Source organism: Prevotella sp. P6B4 (assembly GCF_000619985.1).
In the GTDB taxonomy this organism is placed as follows: Bacteria; Bacteroidota; Bacteroidia; order Bacteroidales; family Bacteroidaceae; genus Prevotella.
The window spans coordinates 37,341-55,880 of sequence record NZ_JHVE01000008.1 but is presented as its reverse complement, the minus strand read 5'-3'; the positions used below and the strand labels follow the sequence as shown (position 1 = coordinate 55,880).

Sequence of the window (18,540 nt, the reverse complement as noted above, 5' to 3'; positions counted from 1 at the left end):
AACTATGCTTTAGTGTTAGGGTAGAGGGGAGTTAGTATGATACCTTCTTTTTGGTTACTTGATAGCTACCTTTATCTTCTTCAGGTCGCTATCGGCACTTGATGTGCCCACCATGATCTCATATCTGCCAGGCACCACTCGCATGGTGTTGGTCTTCACATCCCAACCCTCAAAGCGCTCGCGAGGCAGGTCGATGCTAACCGTCTTCGTCTCGCCAGGATTCAACTCAACCTGACTATAACCACGCAGTGTCTTCAGAGGTCCTTCCTGGTCGGCTGTGTTACGGATGTAAACCTGAACCGTCTCCAAGCCTTTGCAGTTGCCGGTATTCTTAACTTGTACCTGCAACTTGCCGTTCTTATAGGTTGGCTTGCTGATGGCAAAGGTGGTGTAGCTCAGACCATAGCCGAAGGGGAAGAGCGCCTCACCTTTGAAATAGCGATAGGTACGGCCTGTCATCTTATAGTCGAGGAAGTCGGGCAGGTCGTCGGTGCTCTTATAGAAGGTTACAGGCAACTTGCCGCTGGGGTTATACTGTCCGAACAGTACCTCGGCCAAGGCTGTACCACCCTGTTCGCCTGCGTACCACCATTGTAGGATGGCATCGCATGATTCCAGTTCAGGCACCATGGCGATAGCCGAGCCGGAACAGTTCACAAAGATGACCTTCTTTCCTGCTTGATGAAGCATGGCCAGTACATCGCGCTGCGATTGTGGCAGTTCTATGCTGGTGCGGTCGCCACCCTTGAAGCCTGGCTCGCTCACCTTCATCTCTTCACCCTCGAGGGTAGGAGCGATGCCGCCTACGAATACTACTGTCTCGGCGTTGTCCACTTGTGCCAGCAGTTCCTGATAAGTAGGCGCAATCTTGCTTTGGATATCGAAATCGATAGCAGCGTAGCCGCTTTCCTGTGCATAGTCTATTTGTATGCGGTAGTGTTTACCCGCCTCTACAGCCAGTTCGGTTTTGCCGCCCTGTATGCGATGACGCACTTTCCATACGTCAACAATGGTGTCGCTATTTACTATCAGGCGCAGCATATCATCGGCCTTGATGTCGAAGATGAGCGTCTCATTGCGAGTGGGCTTGAAGGTTCCATCGAAACGGGCAGAGAAATGCTCCAGATTGACGCCTGGCGCAAACACTGTGTTACCGCCGTTGTTCAGGTGGATAGGTTGCTTGATGACGGTTGTAGCCACGGGGACTCCCTTCATCTCCATATTGTTCCAATAGGCCACCTGCATGCCGCGGTTGCCTAATGGGTCGATAATCTCGTTGAAACGACTCTCGAAACTCTCGTTACGGGTCAGACCGCAGCCGGCGATGAGTTTCGCATGGGGAGCGATAGCGCGGATACCATCGATAGCGGTGATGGTCTCGGTGGCTGAACCGGCATAGTTACCCCACTGCATGATGGCATCGTTGGCGTTTGGTCCCATCACCACGATGTTTGATGCGGCTGTTGACAGGGGCAGTACCCCATTGTTTTTCAGCAGTACGATGCTCTTGCGGGCCATGTCGAGGGCCAGCTGCTTGTGTTGTTTCGAAGCCACCACCTCTTCAGGTATTTGTGTCCAGGGGTTCAAGTCGTCGGGATCCAGGTCGCCCAATTCGAAACGGGCTATGAGCAGGCGACGCAGACTACGGTCGATAGCCTCCTCCTTGATGTCGCCACGTTTCACTGCCTCGGGCAGCCGCTTGTATTCCGATCCGCACTCCACGTCCGTACCAGCCAGTACCGCCTTGGCTGATGCCTCAGCACCATCCTTGGCCACATTGTGCCAACGGGGCAGGAAGTCGCGGATGGCACCGCAGTCGCTGGTGATGAGGCCGTCGAAACCCCATTCATCGCGTAGTATCTGTTGCTCGTAGCGTGTCTGTGCGCAGCAGGCCTGTCCGTCTATACGCTGATAGGCGCACATCACCTCAGCCACCTTACCCTGTTGTACCAGAGCCTTGAAAGCCGGCAGATAGGTCTCCCAAAGGTCGCGCTCAGGCAGGTTCTCAATGTTGAACTCATGTCGGTTCCACTCCGGTCCGCTATGTACGGCAAAGTGCTTGGCGCATGCCAGCAGCTTGCGATAGGGGCTCACCCCCAGGTCTTCGCCATGGTAGCCCACACCCTGCAGACCGCGCACCACAGCCAGTCCCATCTTAGCGGTGAGGTAGGGGTCTTCGCCATAGGTCTCCTGTCCGCGTCCCCATCGGGGATCACGGAAGATATTGATATTAGGTGTCCAGAACGACAGACTCTGATAGCGTTTGATGTCGCCGGAGCGTTTCGCTTGCTGGGCTTTCACGCGTGCCTCGTCGCTCACGGCAGTAAACACCTGGTGCAACAGGGCATCGTCCCATGAGGCCGCCATCGCCATGGTGATAGGAAACACGGTGGCGAAGCCATTGCGGCCAATGCCGTGCAGCGCCTCGTTCCACCACTGGAACTGCGGGATGCCTAAGCGGGGAATGGCGGGCGATGTGTCCATCATTAACGAAACCTTCTCTTCAAGTGTGAGTCGGCCCAGCAGGTCATCAGCACGCTCGGCTGCCGAGAGGTTTGGATTCTGGTAGGGTAATGACTGTGCGCAGGTAGATACGGCGCAAAAACATAGCACTGAGGCTAAAAGCGTTCTAATTTGTTTCAGTTTCATATTGTTTTAATTTCGTTTTCTGGCAGCAAAGATAAAAAGAATAATTGAAATAGACAATTTACTATATATAATTGTGTACGAAAACGTTAACGTTCGAAAACGTTTACGTGGGTTTTTGCGCACTTTTTGAACAGAAATAGACGCTTTTTTGGATTTTTTTTACTAAATTTGCACCAATTTAATGACTAATCTCAAGAAGTTGTATAACTTACTATTATAATTAATAACTTAAACATCAAAGTATGAATCAAGCAATGAGAAGATTGTGCAAACTTTGCCTCTTAGCCGCATTCTTTGTACTGGCTCCCCCTGAGGTGCTGGCTCAGACGATTGCCAAAGGCCAGGTTTTTGACTCAACCAACGAGCCCGTTATCGGTGCAACAGTTGTAGAAAAGGGTAGTCCTAAAAACGCTACCGTAACTGATTTCGATGGTAACTTCGAGCTGAAGCTGCATAGCAGCAAGCAGGTGGTAATTACCTACATCGGAATGAAACCTAAAACCGTTACTGCCAGCAACGACATGAAGGTGGTGATGGAAGACGACAACAACACGCTGAACGAACTGGTGGTTATCGGTTATGGTGCCGTTCGTAAAAAAGACCTGACAGGTTCGGTTGTTACCGTAGCAGGACAGGATCTGGCTAAGGTGCCAGTATCAAACGTAACCGAGGCACTGACTGGTAAGATGGCCGGTGTGAACATTACAACTACCGACGGTTCGCCCGATGCCGATGTGCTTATCCGTGTTCGTGGTGGTGGTTCAATTACTGGTGACAACAGCCCTCTGGTTGTAATCGACGGATTCCAGGGTGGTAAGCTTACCGATCTCTCGCCTAACGATATCGAGGATATCACTGTTCTGAAAGATGCATCTTCTACTGCTATCTACGGTTCAGAAGGTGCTAATGGTGTTATCTTGATTACCACCAAGAATGCCAAAGGTGGCAAGACTCAGGTAAGCTATAACGGCTATCTGCAGACCAAGAAGGTGTCTAAGCGTCTGGACGTACTTGATACCTATCAGTATGTTATGTCGAACTATGAATATGCTGCACTGCGCGGCGAGAGCGCACTGAACTCTTTCTACAGACAGTTCGGTGTGTTCGACGATCTGTATCTCTACAAGAGTCAGGAGGCTATCGACTGGCAGGACGACCTGTTTGGTGCCAACACCATCTCGCAGAGCCACAACCTGAGTCTGCAGGGAGGTACTGATAAGACCAAGTTCAACCTCTCAGGTACCTACGACTACAATGCAGGTTTGATGCCCAACAACGACTTCTCACGTTTCGCATTCCTCTTTAAGATGAATCACGACATCAATAAGAGCCTGAAGTTCTCGATGACTGCTCGTGTTAACGATCAGACTGCTAACGGACAGGGAACTCAGGGTGGAACTTATAAGGTACGTACAGAGCAGGCGCTCTATGGTGTTGCCACTAAGGGACTTTCTGGTATGATTACACCTGACTTCTCAACCATGTCGGACGATGAAATCGTTGAATGGCAGCGCTCCAACATGTCGTTGGCAGAGCAGTCAGAACAATACTGGCGTCGCCGTAACAATCGTGGTTTCATCTTCAATGGAGCTTTGGATTGGAAGACTCCTCTGAAGGGCTTGACTGCTCATCTTGAAGGAGGTTATACTTATGGATTCAACGAGGTAAAGAACTGGTATGGTTCTACAACCACACAGGCTTCGTATGTAGGTGGTAAACCTCTGGCCGACTGGACCAAGACTAATACCAACAGTTTCCGTGAGAGCTTCACACTGACCTACGATACCAAGATTAATAAGATTCATCACTTGAATGTGATGGGAGGTCAGGAAATCCGCTCAAGCCGCTCTAACTACAGCGCTATGAGTGCCAATAACTTCAGTGAGGCATTTACTGCTGAGCAGGTATTCGCTAACTTTGGTCTGGGCACGATGCAGACCATGACTGGTAATGTATCTGCCAATCAGAATAAGGTATCATTCTTTGGTCGTATCAACTATACTCTGCTCGACCGCTATTTGCTCACTGTTACTCTGCGTGAGGATGGTAGCTCGCAGTTCGGCAGTGGCCACCAGTGGGGCTTCTTCCCCGCAGCTGCTGCTTCATGGCGTATCATCGATGAGCCATGGATGGAGGCTACACACAGCTGGTTGTCTAACCTGAAACTCCGTGTATCTTACGGTAAGGTTGGTAACGATAAGATTGGTAACACTCAGTATGTACAACTTTACGACACCAATAGTGGTGTAAAGCGTTATGGAGTAGGCGAGGTGGCAGGTTCTCATCAGGCTGTTTCTACTACATTGGCAAACCCATTGCTCACCTGGGAGAAGCGTACCACTCGTAACCTCGGTTTGGACTTCGGTTTCTTCAACGAGCGACTCTCTGGTAATATCGATGTTTACTGGAACAGCACCGACGACCTGCTGATTAACCACAACATCGCGGCACCTGGTTATACCTCTGTTTGGGAGAACTCTGCTTCGACCAGCAACAAGGGTGTTGAAGTTACCCTGAATGCAGCCATCATCCAGAGCAAGAACTTCAAACTGAATGCCAACTTCAACATCGGTTTCGACAAGTCGAACGTTAAGAGTCTGGCCAACGGTTTGCAGGAAATGACATTCGCTTCAGGTTGGGCCAGCACCGACAATAAGAACCAGCAGGACTACATTGTACGCATCGGTGATCCTATTGGACTGGTTTACGGTTGGAAGAGCGATGGTTATTATACCACCGACGACTTCGCCAGCTATGACGAGGTGAAGGGTGTCTATACACTGAAGGAAGGTGTTCCAACAACTTCACTGCTGGGTGGTACTATCGGTATCCGTCCAGGTACCATGAAGCTGAAGGATCTGAATAACGATGGTGTGGTTGATGCAAAGGATATCACTGTGATTGGCGACACCAACCCCGACTTCATGGGTGGTTTCGGATTCAATGGTGAAATCTACGACTTCGACTTCAATATTAACTTCACTTATAAGGTTGGCAACGACATCTACAATGCCAATAAGATTCAGACCTCATCACGCTATCGCGCGGGTACCTATCCAAATATGCGCGCAGAGATGAGCCAGAGCAATGCTTACTCTTACATCAACCCAGAGACAGGCGTACTGCTGAAGAGTCTGGAGGATCTGAAGTACTGGAACGAGGGTGGTAACGGCTTGGCAGCCAAGGCTATGTGGAGCCCATTCTCTACAGGCGATGCTGTAGTTGTTCCTACCGACTGGGCTATGGACGATGCTTCATTCCTGCGTTTGCAGAGCTTGACCATCGGTTACACTGTTCCTAACAAGATTACCAAGAAGTTTGGTGTACAGCGTCTGCGTGCTTATGTAACTGGTACAAACCTGTTTGTGATTACGAACTATCCAGGCTTCGACCCAGAAGTAAGTTCTTATGCCCGCAACAGCAGCTACTCTGGTCTGACCCCAGGTATCGACTTCTCTTCTTATCCAAAGAGCCGTGCATTTACCTTTGGTTTGAACGTAACGCTGTAATTTAACAACTAACAATCGATAAAGATATGAAATTCAAGAATAAATATATAGCAATTGCAGCTCTTGGAGTTATCGGTCTGACATCGTGTAACGACATGCTCGATGTAGAATCGCCATCGCAGATGGACCAGAATATGGTTTATGGCTCTACAGAATTTGCTACTAACGCCATCAACGGCGTATATGTTTTGTTCTGCGAAGACCCCTATACCAGCCGTATGTGCGGTGTATGGATGCAGAACACTGACGTGGAGGCTATGGCCACCAGCGCCACCACAGCTACCAACCACCGTAACGCCGTATGGCCACTCCAGGGTGCAGGCAACGTGGGTTGGAGCGACGTTAAGAAAGTATGGGACAACAACCTGCAGGCCATCGAGCGTGCTAACCAGGTACGTGCCGGTATTGATGCCAGTTCTATCGGTAATACCGACGAGATGCAGCAGATTAAGGGTGAGGCAACCTGTTTGAAAGGTTACCGCTACTACCTGATGTGCAACTTCTTCGGCGATGTGCCTTACTATGATGAGGCTGCTAAGTGGGGTGATGAGATTGATAAGCCCCGTACTGACAAAAACGTGGTTTACAGCCGTGTATTGCAGCAGTTGGTTGACATCGAGCCCAACATGAAGTGGAGCGATGTAAACACTGGCGGTATCGAGCGTATGAACCGTGACTTCGCCATCGGTCTGATTGCCCGTCTGGCTCTGTTCCGTGGTGGTTATGGTATGACCAAGGACGGTACCATGAAGCGTGCCGACGACTATCTGAATGTAACAGCCGACTCGCTGACCGTTACCTATAAGGATGTAAACGGTGTGGAGAAGACTGCTCAGACCTATACACAGTACTACCAGATGGCTAAGGACTACTGCCAGAAGCTGATCCAGCTGAAGCCACGCGCCCTGTATACCAACTTCGAGCAGTCGTTTATCAATGAGATGAACTATACCTGCGAGAACAACGCTGAGGTACTCTATGAGGTTGCCTTTGTACAGAACTATGGTGGTGATATTGGCTGGAGCTTCGGTGTGCCCAATACAGGTACTTGTGCTCAGGGTACTACCACAGCTCAGGTTGCTGTGACTCCAACTTACTACATGTCGTTTGCCGACAATGATAGCCGTCGCGATGTGTGTGTAGCTAAGTATCAGCACGTTCAGGACACCGTTCAGGCTGTTGCCTCTACAGGTCTCTATGCTGGTAAGTGGGATCGCGCCCGTGCTGGTAAAGAGTTGGGTTCTGGTTCTTCAAAGGGTACAGGTATTAACTTCCCATTGATGCGCTACTCAGATGTTCTGCTGATGCTGGCCGAGGCTGAGAACGAACTGAACGGTCCTACTGCACTGGCAAAGGAGATGCTGACTACCGTTCGCGCCCGTGCTTTCGCTGGTAGCGCTACTTATGCTGACGATGTAACCAACTACGTAAGCAACCTGAATTCGAAAGAAGACTTCTTCAACGCTATTGTTAATGAGCGTGCATGGGAGTTTGGTAGCGAGGCTTTGCGTAAGTTCGACCTGGTTCGCTGGAACCTCTATGCCAAGAAGATCGAAGAGGCTATGTACACAGCACTCTGTTGGGGTATCGCCTGCAATGAGGATCTGATGAACGATCCAGATGTATTGGCACAGTATCCTGAGGCTGCCAATTATACCACATGGGCCAACAAACTGTGGTATGTAAAGGTAGGCAAGAATAACCTGAAGAGCGATATCAAGTGGTATAACCAGAAGTATCAGATTGAAGAAGATGATGCTACCATGCAGGCTAATGGCTGGCAGAGTGTAAACTGGGGTAGCAACATGCTGAAGCGCACTCGCACCTACATATACGATGGTGTTGACTATGGTACCACTACACCTGTGAAGAAGGTTAATGTTGACGGTACAACAACCTATACATTGGGTGCAGCTCCTAACACCAAGACAGTGACTGTTACTGATGGCGAGGATACTGGCATTACCCGTAAGGATGTTTATGCAGCCAGTGACTATTTCACTCGTCTGTATCGTGGTTACTCTAATGGTGCATTGAAGGGTAATGGTGTAGCTCCTTATCTGCTGCCTATCACTACTGAGACTATCTCAGCAAGTACGGTGCTGAACAACGACGGTTATCATATTCTCGATATGAATATGGGCGACGGTGTTAACGTAGAAGTAGCTACAATTGAAAAAGAAAATTACAAATAAACAGGAAACGCATTATGAAAAAGATATTTAAGACCATGTTGCTGCTCGGAGCAGTAACCACAGGAATGGGAACATTTGTCAGCTGTAGCAGTGACAATGACCTCCCTCAGGCCGATGCGCTGTTCCGTCCCATTATCAATGACGACGATAATCTGGAGGTGGGCTTGGATGACAACAATGTGCCATACATGGTTGTTAAGTGGGATAACTACACCAGTGCTAACCAGTACACGGTAAAGGCTGTTCCCGTTGATGCCAGTGTGCCAGCTAAGGAGATTACTACCTCTGAGTTGACTTGCCGTTTCGAGGGACTGGAGTATGACAAGGAGTACTTCGTATATATCAGCTCGGCAAATACCAATACGGGACTCAAGTCTAAGGAGTACAATATCACAACCACTACTCCCGACTTCCCCACCAAGTTGATTAACCCTGCCGCTACCGACATTATCGACATCAAGGCACGTATCAAATGGGCAGAGGGTGTCAGCTACGACAAGTTGGTCATCATCAAGGACTCAGAAGACGAGATTGTTGCCGAGGTAGCAGTTTCCGAAGAGGAGAATGCTGCTTGTGAAAAGATTATCGGCGGTCTGGAACCAAAGACAACCTATCGTGTAGAAGCTTGGGCCAATGGTAGCTATCAGGGTAAGAAACGCCTTACAACTGCTGCTGCCGACAACTTCGAGGGTACTATTATTGACTTGCGCGGTTTGGATGAGGAAACAAGTCTCGCATACTTTGAGAACAATCTGACAAACTTGATTGATGTGGAATACCCCAACCAGGATATTACTATTGTCCTTGAAGGTGGCATGACATATAGTCTGAAGGCTACCAAGCTGAATTCTACAACTGGTACCATCAAGTTTGTGACTGGTCAGTCTCTTGCTGGCTATGCCATCCTCAATGTTGTAAGTAACTTCGATACCAACGCAGATGCAGTGATTGGTGGCCTCGTATTTGACAAGATCAATGTGTGGGGAAGTGAGCCATCTGCTACTGACGGTAATTTCGGTGGTCAGTATCTCTTCAATATTGCTGGTAAGAACTCTAAGATTGGACTGATTGAGTTTGATAACTGCGATATCAAGTGGAAACGTGGTCTTCTCAGACAAAAGGACAACGCCTCAACGGTTGAGAACTTTGTGATGCAGAATTGTACCGTTGACTCTATTGCAGGATATGGTGTTTGCAACTCTGACAAGGCTGGTGCTGTAGTTAGCAACATCAAGATTTCAAACTCTACATTCTCAACTTGTAAGGTCCTCTTTGTTAACACAAAGGGTGATGCACCTACATCTATTGTTGTTGAGAACTGTACATTCGTTAAGTGTCCTGACAATGGTAAGTTTGTCTTTGACTTCAAAGGTAAGGCCCCATCTGGCGACTTCAAGATTAGCAAATGTATCTTTGGTCCTGGTCTGAAAAAGCTATCTATGTGGTCGGGTGATGTCAAGCCTGATGCAACCGACATCTATTATACTAGCGATGTTGAATGGACTCCTGTATCAGACGAAGATCCTTCACCTGCTGCAAAATTAGATGGAACTATTATATCCACAAACTTGGCAGAAACCTTTAAGGATTGGGCAAATGGTGACTTCACCATCCTTAATACTAAGGAGTTGAAGAATGTTGGTGATCCGCGCTGGTTGCCATAATAGTAAACATTATCTATACGAAGGGCGAATGCTAACCATAGTGTTCGCCCTTTATTAAAACAAAACAAATGAAAATCAAACTAAGTACTACAATTACAACGGTAGCTTTGCTGCTGATGAATTCCATTACCTTATCAGCACAAGTTATAGATTTCTCAATGGCAGAAGAGATTGCCGGAAAGAATACACCTGAAGGTTGGACAGAGGTGAACTTACCCCAAAGCCTACCTACCTTTACAGATGCAAATACATTTTATATCACAGACTTTGGGGCAACAACCACTAATGCGGACAATACCCAAGCCATTCAGGCTGCTCTCGATGCTGCCAACAATGCTGGTGGGGGCATGGTGGTAGTGCCAGCAGGCGAATGGTTGTTTGGTCGTATTACTATCGGCTCAAAAACAGTACTGCATCTCTGTGCACATGCCACCCTGAAGCTTTTGGCATACAGCGATCAACCAGACCACACTACCAAAGACCCATATATCAAAGGAAAAAACGGTGCTTCTGACATTGTTATAGAAGGAGAGAGTTCAGAAACTTCCATAATCGAAGGTCAAGGTGCCCCCTGGTGGGATGCCGTAGAACAGAAGGTGAGTGGTTTACAACGTGGATCAATCATCCGATTCTCACAAGGCCAGCGCTATCTTTTCCGTCACTTCCGTATACAGAATGCACCCGGTACCAATCTTACCTTAGGACAGTCGGGTAAAGGTGCGCACAATACGGTTCACGATGTACATATCTATGCGCCAGCCTCATCAGCATCCGATCCCTCACACAACACCGATGGTATTCCCATCTGGACCCAATACTGCAATATCTATAACTGTTATATTGATACTGGCGACGATAATGTTGTGACTGATACTGATGCCCAATACATCCACTTGTGGAATTGCAACTTCAAAGCCGGACATGGTGCTTCATTAGGTAGCTATACCCAGAACATGCATCACATCATCTACGAGGATCTGACTTTCGATGGTACAGACTGCGGTTTCCGTTTGAAGTCGAATACAGATCGAAGTGGCGATGTACACGACATCATCTTCCGTAATTGCACCATGCAGAATGTGGCTACGCCAATACAGATTACAGCTTGGTACGATAAGCTTCCCGATAGTCCGGAGGAGGCAGAAGCATCGCCAGAAACAAAGACCAGTAGCACACCCGAGTTCCACAACATCCTGATACAGAACGTAACAGCTTCGGGCTATAACACTAAAAACAGCAACGACAAGAACTATAATGGTATCATGATATATGGACGCCCGGAAAGCTACGTCTACGACGTGACATTCGACAATGTCAGGATATCACATCGTAATGGTGTCAGACTGTTCTTCTGCAAGGATATCCGCTTTATCAATGGTTGCACATTCACCAAGACCAGAACCAATAAGACGGTAGAAGCTACCGGCAACGACCTGAGCCCAGTCATGGAAAATTCGTACAAGGCAACCTATAGCTGGAATAACTTGTCGAGTATCTCGACGCAGACCATATCCGACAGCTCACAAACCAAGAACACCCACTTTTACACATTAAATGGTTGTCAAGTCATCGCTCCATCAAAAGGTATCTTTATACATCAGGGTAAAAAGATTGTTATTAAGTAAATTTGACGTGGATTTTTGGCTGTGTACGATAACATTGTTAAATCACGTAAACGTTTGCAGAAGATTTCCTTAAGAAAAGTATACGGTGTTTCACATTTTCTTATACTTTTGCAGCCGTAAAGTTCTCTCGGGAGCTTATGAAGCTAAAATTTTAACTCTATAAATTAATAAGTAACAAACTAAAACTAACATGAGTATGAATCATCAATTCAAAAGAGCCTCTATGGCTTTGCTTTTGTCTGTGTTCTGCTTTGTGGCTTATGCCCAGAAAGCTGTCACAGGTACAGTGAAGGATGCCTCTGGTGAGCCTATGATTGGTGTAAGTGTCATGGTCGATGGTACCAGCGTGGGCGCTGTAACCGATTTCGACGGTCGCTTTACCATTCAGAACGTTCCTGAGAAAGCCGTCCTGAAGATCTCTTACATCGGTTTCAAGGAGCAGAAAATCTCCGTAGCCGGTAAGAACAGTTTCAATGTAACCATGCAAGAAGATGCTGCTGCACTCGATGAGGTGGTAGTAGTAGGTTACGGCACCATGAAGAAGAAGGACCTGACCGGTTCGGTAGCTTCGGTGAAGACCGAGGATCTGGCAAAGGTGGCAGGTGCTAATGCTCTGGCAGCCATGCAGGCTAAGGTTCCTGGTGTTGATATGCAGATAAGTGGTGGCGGTGAGGCCGGTGCCGGTGTTAGCATGACACTGCGTGGTAACCGTTCGCTGTTGGCTGGAAATGGACCACTGGTCATCGTCGATGGAGTAGAGTATGGCTCAACTGTTGATATCCCAGCCAGCGATATTGAGTCGATGGATATCCTGAAGGATGCCGCTTCTACCGCTATCTATGGTACTAAGGGTGCTAACGGTGTAATTCTGATTACCACCAAGCGTGGTTCTGCAGGAAATACCAAGGTGAACTTCAATGGCTACCTCTCATTCAATGGCGCTACAGGTATCGTAAAGCCTATGTATGGCGATACTGAGGTACAGCGCTTGATTGATAAGAAGAACTATGAGACTGCTGCTGCCAATGGTTGGAACTTTACCAACACTGCTACAGCTGCCGATGTGCTGACCTTCAATCTGGAGGACCTGACACCTACACTTGATATCTACAAAGATAAGAGCTATACCGACTTCCTCGACATGATTATGAACAATAGTGTGTCGCAGAACTACGAGGTATCTGTTCAGGGTGGTAACGAGAAGACTAACTTCAACGTTTCGTTAGCTGCTATGGACGATAAGGGTCTGATGAAGGGTGATGAGTTCAACCGTTACACAGGTCGTGTAAACATCGACCATCAGATTAACCGCATCGTGAAGATCGGTACCAGTCTGTCGTATGCTTATAAGAGCAACGATAAGCGTGCCGGTGGTGTATTCAACCAGGCTCAGAAGATGACCTCTATCACACACGCTTACCTGAACGATGGTAGCATCAACGTAACACCTAACCCCTGGTACAGCGCTCACTGTTCACCTCTGCTTAACGAGGATGGCGCTTATCAGAAAAATATTGAGAGCAGCCGTTTCTTTGGTAGCGCTTATCTGCAGCTGAATCCAATCAAGGGTTTGTACGTGAAGTCGCAGTTCACGCTCGACCGTAGCACATCACGTACTGGTGAGTATCAGGACTTTGAGAGTCAGGTACGTTACCAGTCACCTCATACCACTTATATTGCTAATAACCGTAGCACCAGCACTAAGTATGTTTGGCAGAATACGGCTAACTACAACAAGACCATTGCCAAGCATGATATGACTTTCCTGCTGGGTCACGAAATGTCACAGTATGTAAGTGAGAGTAGCAACATCTCAGGTGTTGCAGGTTCTGAGAGCTACAAGAAGAGCTCGTTCTACGATGTAAGCAAGATCCAAACCCCCGATGTAAGCACTGGCTATACCAAGACCTCGATGCTGTCGTTCTTTGCTCGTGCCAACTACTCATACGATGGCAAGTATCTGTTGCAGGCTTCGGTTCGTGCCGATGGTTCTTCTGTACTCGCCGAAGGTCATAAGTGGGGTTACTTCCCATCAGTCAGCGCTGGTTGGCGTATCTCTGAGGAAGGCTTTATGCAGAGCACTAAATCTTGGCTCGACAACTTGAAGTTCCGTGTATCATGGGGTCTCTCTGGTAACTCGGCTATCTCAGCCTACCAGACACTGGCTACCATTCAGAGCATCGTGCCAAACTCTACCGATAAGGCTCCTATGACTATGGCTAATCCTAACCTGACATGGGAAAAGACCGCTGCTCTCGACTTCGGTATCGACTTCTCTGTTCTGAACGGTCGTGTTTATGGTAGCATCGACTACTACAACAGCAAGACCTATGATCTGCTGTACTACAAGACAGCTCCTGCTTCTTCGGTATTTACCAGCACTATCTCTAACGTAGGTAAGACCAAGGGCCATGGTTTGGAAATCTCATTAGGTGCTGTGCCCGTTAGAACTGGCGACTTCACTTGGGATCTGAGTGCATCGGCTACCTTTGCTAAGGATAAGGTATCTGAACTGGCTGATGGTATTGAGCAGGTGGTTAATGGCACCGATATCCTGAAGGTGGGCGAGCCTGTATCTGCTTACTATGCTTATAAGATGGATGGCTGTTGGGGTATTGGCGAGTTCGATGAGTATATGAAGGCTCATCCTAACTTCGTGAAGCCACAGGCTGACTATGGTGATCCTGGTACACCAAAGGCTATCGACGTGAATGGTGATGATGTGATTGATGATAGCGACAAGGTGATCTACAACCGTTCACCAAAGGCTATTCTCGGTCTGAACTCTACTTTCACTTATAAGGATTTCTCACTGAGCATCCAGACAATGGCTCGCTTGGGTGGTTATCTGAGCTACAGTGGTTATGGTCTTTATACCTACGACAACTCTAACTGGGGTGATTTGAGCTACTGGACACCTGAGAATCAGGACGCCGACATTCCATCACCTGGTTGCACTGGTAATACACCCACTTTCTATAAGAGCTCTATCCAGATTCAGAAGGCCGACTACTTCAAGATTAAGGATATTACCTTGTCGTACAATCTGCCAAAGACTCTGATCAAGAAGGCATACATGAGCAATGCCCGCGTATATTGCTCACTGAAGAACTACTTCACATTCAGTCACTTCGATAACTACGACCCAGAGCGTGGTGGTTCGGTTAACTTCCCACTCATGAAACAGGTAGTAGTAGGTCTTAACGTAACTTTCTAATCACTTATAATGATCATCGATATGAAAAAGATATATAGTATGTTATTTGCTGCCGCAGTGATCGGCTTCGGCGCAACCTCCTGCTCAGACTTCCTGGAGGAGGACAACAAAACCGGTGAGACTGCCGACTTGGCATACAACACCGTATCGGGTATCGACGGACTGATTCAGTCAGCTTACACCTATACACACGGATGGTGGGGTAAGGAACCGTCGCTCGGTCTGGCCGAAATGGGTTCCGACCTGTTCTACTTCGGCTATGATAACAAGCAGAAATCTATGTTGAAGTATGATATCTCGGCCGAGGCACTGGGCAACAATGTGGCTGACAACCCCTGTCTGGATGAGTATTGGGAGATGTTCTACGCTGGTGTGGATGTATGTAACAACGCACTGAAGTATGTGCCTACCTGCACCGTGATCGACGATATCAAGAAGGCGGCCTATCTGGGCGATGCCTACTTCCTGCGTGCCCTCTACTACTCGCAGATGGTGGCTATGTGGGGACCAATCCCTTACAATGCCGAGCCTATCAACGCCATCAACAACACCCCGGTGCGTGTGCCCGAGGCTGAGGTCTATGGCCATATCCTCGACGACCTGAAACAGGCCATGAACAACTATAAGAAGGCTAACATCATGGATGGCAAGTCGGCCACCGCTACTGGTCGTGCCTACTACTATTCTGCTGAGGCTCTCTACGCCCGTGTGGCCCTCTATGCTGCCTCTTGGCTGGGTGCCAATGCGGTTAACGGTTATGCCAACCTCTACAACGAGGCGCTGACAGCTGCTACCGATGTGATCAACAACTCTGGCGCCAAGTTCTACAGCCGCTACAGCGACACTTGGAACATGAACAACGAGGAGGCTACCGCTAACACCGAGAACCTCTTTGCCGTTCACTATTCTAATGATTTGAATGCCGGTCGCGACAACTGCGTGCCTTACCGTTTCTCAAGCGAGGGTACAGGCAATTTCAACTCACTCATCACCCGTACCGGCTATGGCCGTAACGGTGGTAGTGCCTCTCTGCTGATGTTTGTATCACTCTGGAACAACGGTTGCGACGATATCGGTCCTAACGGACAGAAGAACAACTCTATCTTCTTCCGTATGGCTGCCGGTAAGACCACCATCAAGAGCATGAGCACCGGTAAGGACGTTGAGGTAGGCAAGTACTACTCGCCTTATGGCCGTGGCTTCACCCGCTACCTGCCTTCACTCTATCTCTGGCAGACTCTCGACGAGCTCAAGGAGACCGACCAGCGCTACAACGGTACCCTGCTCACTGCTTACCGTGTGCACCCCGACCTGGCTGGCAATGCCGCCAACTATCCAAACATGGCCGATCAGACCTATAAGACCTACGAGGAGGCTTATGCTGAGGATGGTAACTACTTCAATGGTGGTGTCATCGGTATCCAGTATGCGCTGATGGATGGTAATTCAGCTGAGGGTCAGGCTTTGCAGGAGCAGGCTAAGAATAAGTATCGTTTGCAGTTCGCATATGGTGGCGACATCCCTGTTTACACCTCTGGCGATCCTGCTACAGCCCTGCCTACCGAGGGTGGTAAGGCTGTGTCGGATGTCTATGGCGATGCCCGTTATAAGAGCGAGAAGATTGAAGGTCGCCGTTCGTTCCCTGGTATCAAGAAGTTCCTCGACGACCAGTATAACGAAGAATATCCTACCTTTGATATCTCTTACCGCGACATCATGGTGTTGCGATTGGCTGAGATGTACCTCATCAAGGCTGAGGCAGAGCTGGCTACTGGCGGCAATGCGCTGGCAACCCTCAATCAGCTGCGTGCTGCCCGTGCCATCGCTGGCAAGGACAACTCACTCAAAGGCACGGTTGATATCGAGACCATCCTCAAGGAGCGTGCCATCGAGCTCTGTGGTGAGTATCAGCGCTGGTTCGACCTGAAACGTACTCATACCCTGATCGACCACGTGAAGAAGTACAATGCACAGGCCAGTGGCAACATCGCCCTGAAGCACTACTATCGCCCCATTCCGCTGAGCGAGCTCGAGTCGGTTACCAACCGCAGCAACGAGGCTGTGCAGCAGGATGCTAACGGTGTGCTGCAGTACACCACCGCTACAGAGAATATGTGGCAGAACCCAGGCTATTAATCCGATAGCCTATACAATATAAAGAATGCGCTCCAAAATGGGGCGCATTCTTCTTTTTTTGATGATCTGTAGGAAGTTTACATATCCTCGTAGGTATCGAGGTAGGTGACGTGGGTGACGAGATATTCATCAACTCCGTGCTTACCATCGGCACCGCCGATACCAGATTTCTTCACACCAGCGTGGAAGCCCTGGATGGCTTCGAAATGCTCGCGATTCACATAGGTCTCGCCAAACTCGAGTTCACGGCATGCCTTTACGGCTACGTTCAGATCCTTGGTGAAGATGCTCGATGCCAGACCGTATTCGCAGTCGTTGGCATAGCCGATAACCTCATCAAGGGTTTCGAACTCAACCAATGGGATGACGGGACCAAAGGTCTCCTCGTGGATGATGTCCATATCCTGTGTGCAGTTGTCAAGTATCGTGGCGGCATAGAAGTAACCTTGATTGCCTACGCGATGACCACCACAGAGCAACTTGGCGCCTTGTTTGATGGCGCGTTCCACTTTTTCTGTTACACTCTCCAATGCGCGCTGTTCTACTAATGGACCCATATCTACGGTTTCGTCCTTGCAAACATCGCCTACCTTGACCTTTGACATTTTGTCGACGAGTATCTGGGTAAAGGCTGCCTTTATCTCTTTCTGTACATATACACGTTCTGCATTATTACAAATCTGACCGTTGTTGCCGATGCGACTATCCACAATCCACTGGGCTGCGCGCTCCAAGTCGGCATCCTTCATGACGATGGCAGGAGCCTTTCCTCCTAACTCAAGTGATACTTTGGTAATATTCTTAGAAGCGGCTGCCATAATGCTTTCGCCTGCACCTACAGAACCTGTTACGCTTACAATGTCGATCTTGGGCGAGCCTGCCATCTCGTTACCAATAACCGAACCCTTACCAGTTACGATATTGATGACACCTGCGGGCAAGCCGATCTCATCGACAATCTTGGCAAACTCTGTACAGTTCTCTGGGGTGAGTTGTGATGGCTTGATGACAATGGTACAGCCTGCAATGAGGGCAGCACCAGCTTTGCGGGCAATCAGGAAGAACGGGAAGTTCCAAGGCAGGATGCCTGCTACCACGCCGATAGGCTTCTTGGTGAGCAGAATGGTTTCGTTAGGACGGTCGCTTGGAATAATCTCGCCTTCTATGTGGCGTGCGAAGGTTGCCATGTATTCAAAATAGGCGATGGTGGCACCAACCTCGATGGAGGCCCAATTACGTGTCTTACCCTGCTCACGCATGATAATCTCGGTGAACTCTTTTTCGCGTTTCTTGATGCCTTCTGCCATTTTCAGTAGATAACCAGCACGCTCGATAGCGGGTGTCTTGGCCCAGGCCTTCTGAGCTGAACGGGCTGCATCAAGTGCGCGGTTTACATCCTCGATGGTTCCCTCGGGCTGACGAGAGATAACTTCCTCTGTCGAGGGGTTCAACACATCGATCCATTGGCCGTTAGAGCTCTCGCAGAACTGACCATTGATGTACATTTTTAAGTCCTTCATAATTGTTTGTTTTTAAAAAGTAATT

8 protein-coding genes are annotated in these 18,540 nt (G+C 48.6%); 6 read left to right on the top strand and 2 right to left on the bottom strand.

Going from position 1 to position 18,540, the window contains the following annotated elements; translation table 11 throughout:
* Positions 1-54: 54 nt before the first annotated feature.
* Positions 55-2,649, bottom strand: a complete 2,595-nt coding sequence (xyl3A, locus tag T491_RS0106860) for a xylan 1,4-beta-xylosidase (RefSeq protein ID WP_028903237.1) — start codon at positions 2,647-2,649, stop codon at positions 55-57.
* A 254-nt stretch (positions 2,650-2,903) separates the two neighbouring features.
* Between xyl3A and T491_RS0106855 the strand changes: the two genes are divergently transcribed.
* The 6 genes from T491_RS0106855 (at position 2,904) to T491_RS0106830 (ending at position 16,995) form a co-directional block, all read left to right on the top strand.
* Complete coding sequence (locus tag T491_RS0106855; protein ID WP_028903236.1) at positions 2,904-6,158, top strand: TonB-dependent receptor; 3,255 nt, start codon at positions 2,904-2,906, stop codon at positions 6,156-6,158.
* Positions 6,159-6,184: 26 nt separating this feature from the next.
* Positions 6,185-8,353, top strand: a complete 2,169-nt coding sequence (locus tag T491_RS15905; RefSeq protein WP_051523014.1) for a RagB/SusD family nutrient uptake outer membrane protein — start codon at positions 6,185-6,187, stop codon at positions 8,351-8,353.
* Positions 8,354-8,367: 14 nt separating this feature from the next.
* The gene (locus T491_RS0106845; protein WP_028903235.1) at positions 8,368-10,017 is read left to right on the top strand and encodes a DUF5123 domain-containing protein; all 1,650 of its coding nucleotides are present in this window, start codon (positions 8,368-8,370) and stop codon (positions 10,015-10,017) included.
* Between the two features lie 68 nt (positions 10,018-10,085).
* On the top strand, positions 10,086-11,642 hold the full coding sequence (locus T491_RS0106840) for a glycoside hydrolase family 28 protein (protein WP_081773280.1): 1,557 nt from the start codon (positions 10,086-10,088) through the stop codon (positions 11,640-11,642).
* Between the two features lie 196 nt (positions 11,643-11,838).
* The gene (locus T491_RS0106835) at positions 11,839-14,859 is read left to right on the top strand and encodes a TonB-dependent receptor (protein ID WP_028903233.1); all 3,021 of its coding nucleotides are present in this window, start codon (positions 11,839-11,841) and stop codon (positions 14,857-14,859) included.
* 21 nt (positions 14,860-14,880) lie between these two features.
* Entirely contained in the window at positions 14,881-16,995 is a 2,115-nt protein-coding gene (locus tag T491_RS0106830; RefSeq protein WP_028903232.1) for a RagB/SusD family nutrient uptake outer membrane protein, read from the top strand.
* Between the two features lie 77 nt (positions 16,996-17,072).
* On the opposite strand, the gene aldA is transcribed toward T491_RS0106830, so the two are convergent.
* Positions 17,073-18,515 carry an aldehyde dehydrogenase gene (gene aldA / locus T491_RS0106825; protein ID WP_028903231.1) on the bottom strand — a complete coding sequence of 481 codons (1,443 nt, stop codon included), beginning with the start codon at positions 18,513-18,515 and terminating at the stop codon, positions 17,073-17,075.
* Positions 18,516-18,540: the final 25 nt, after the last annotated feature.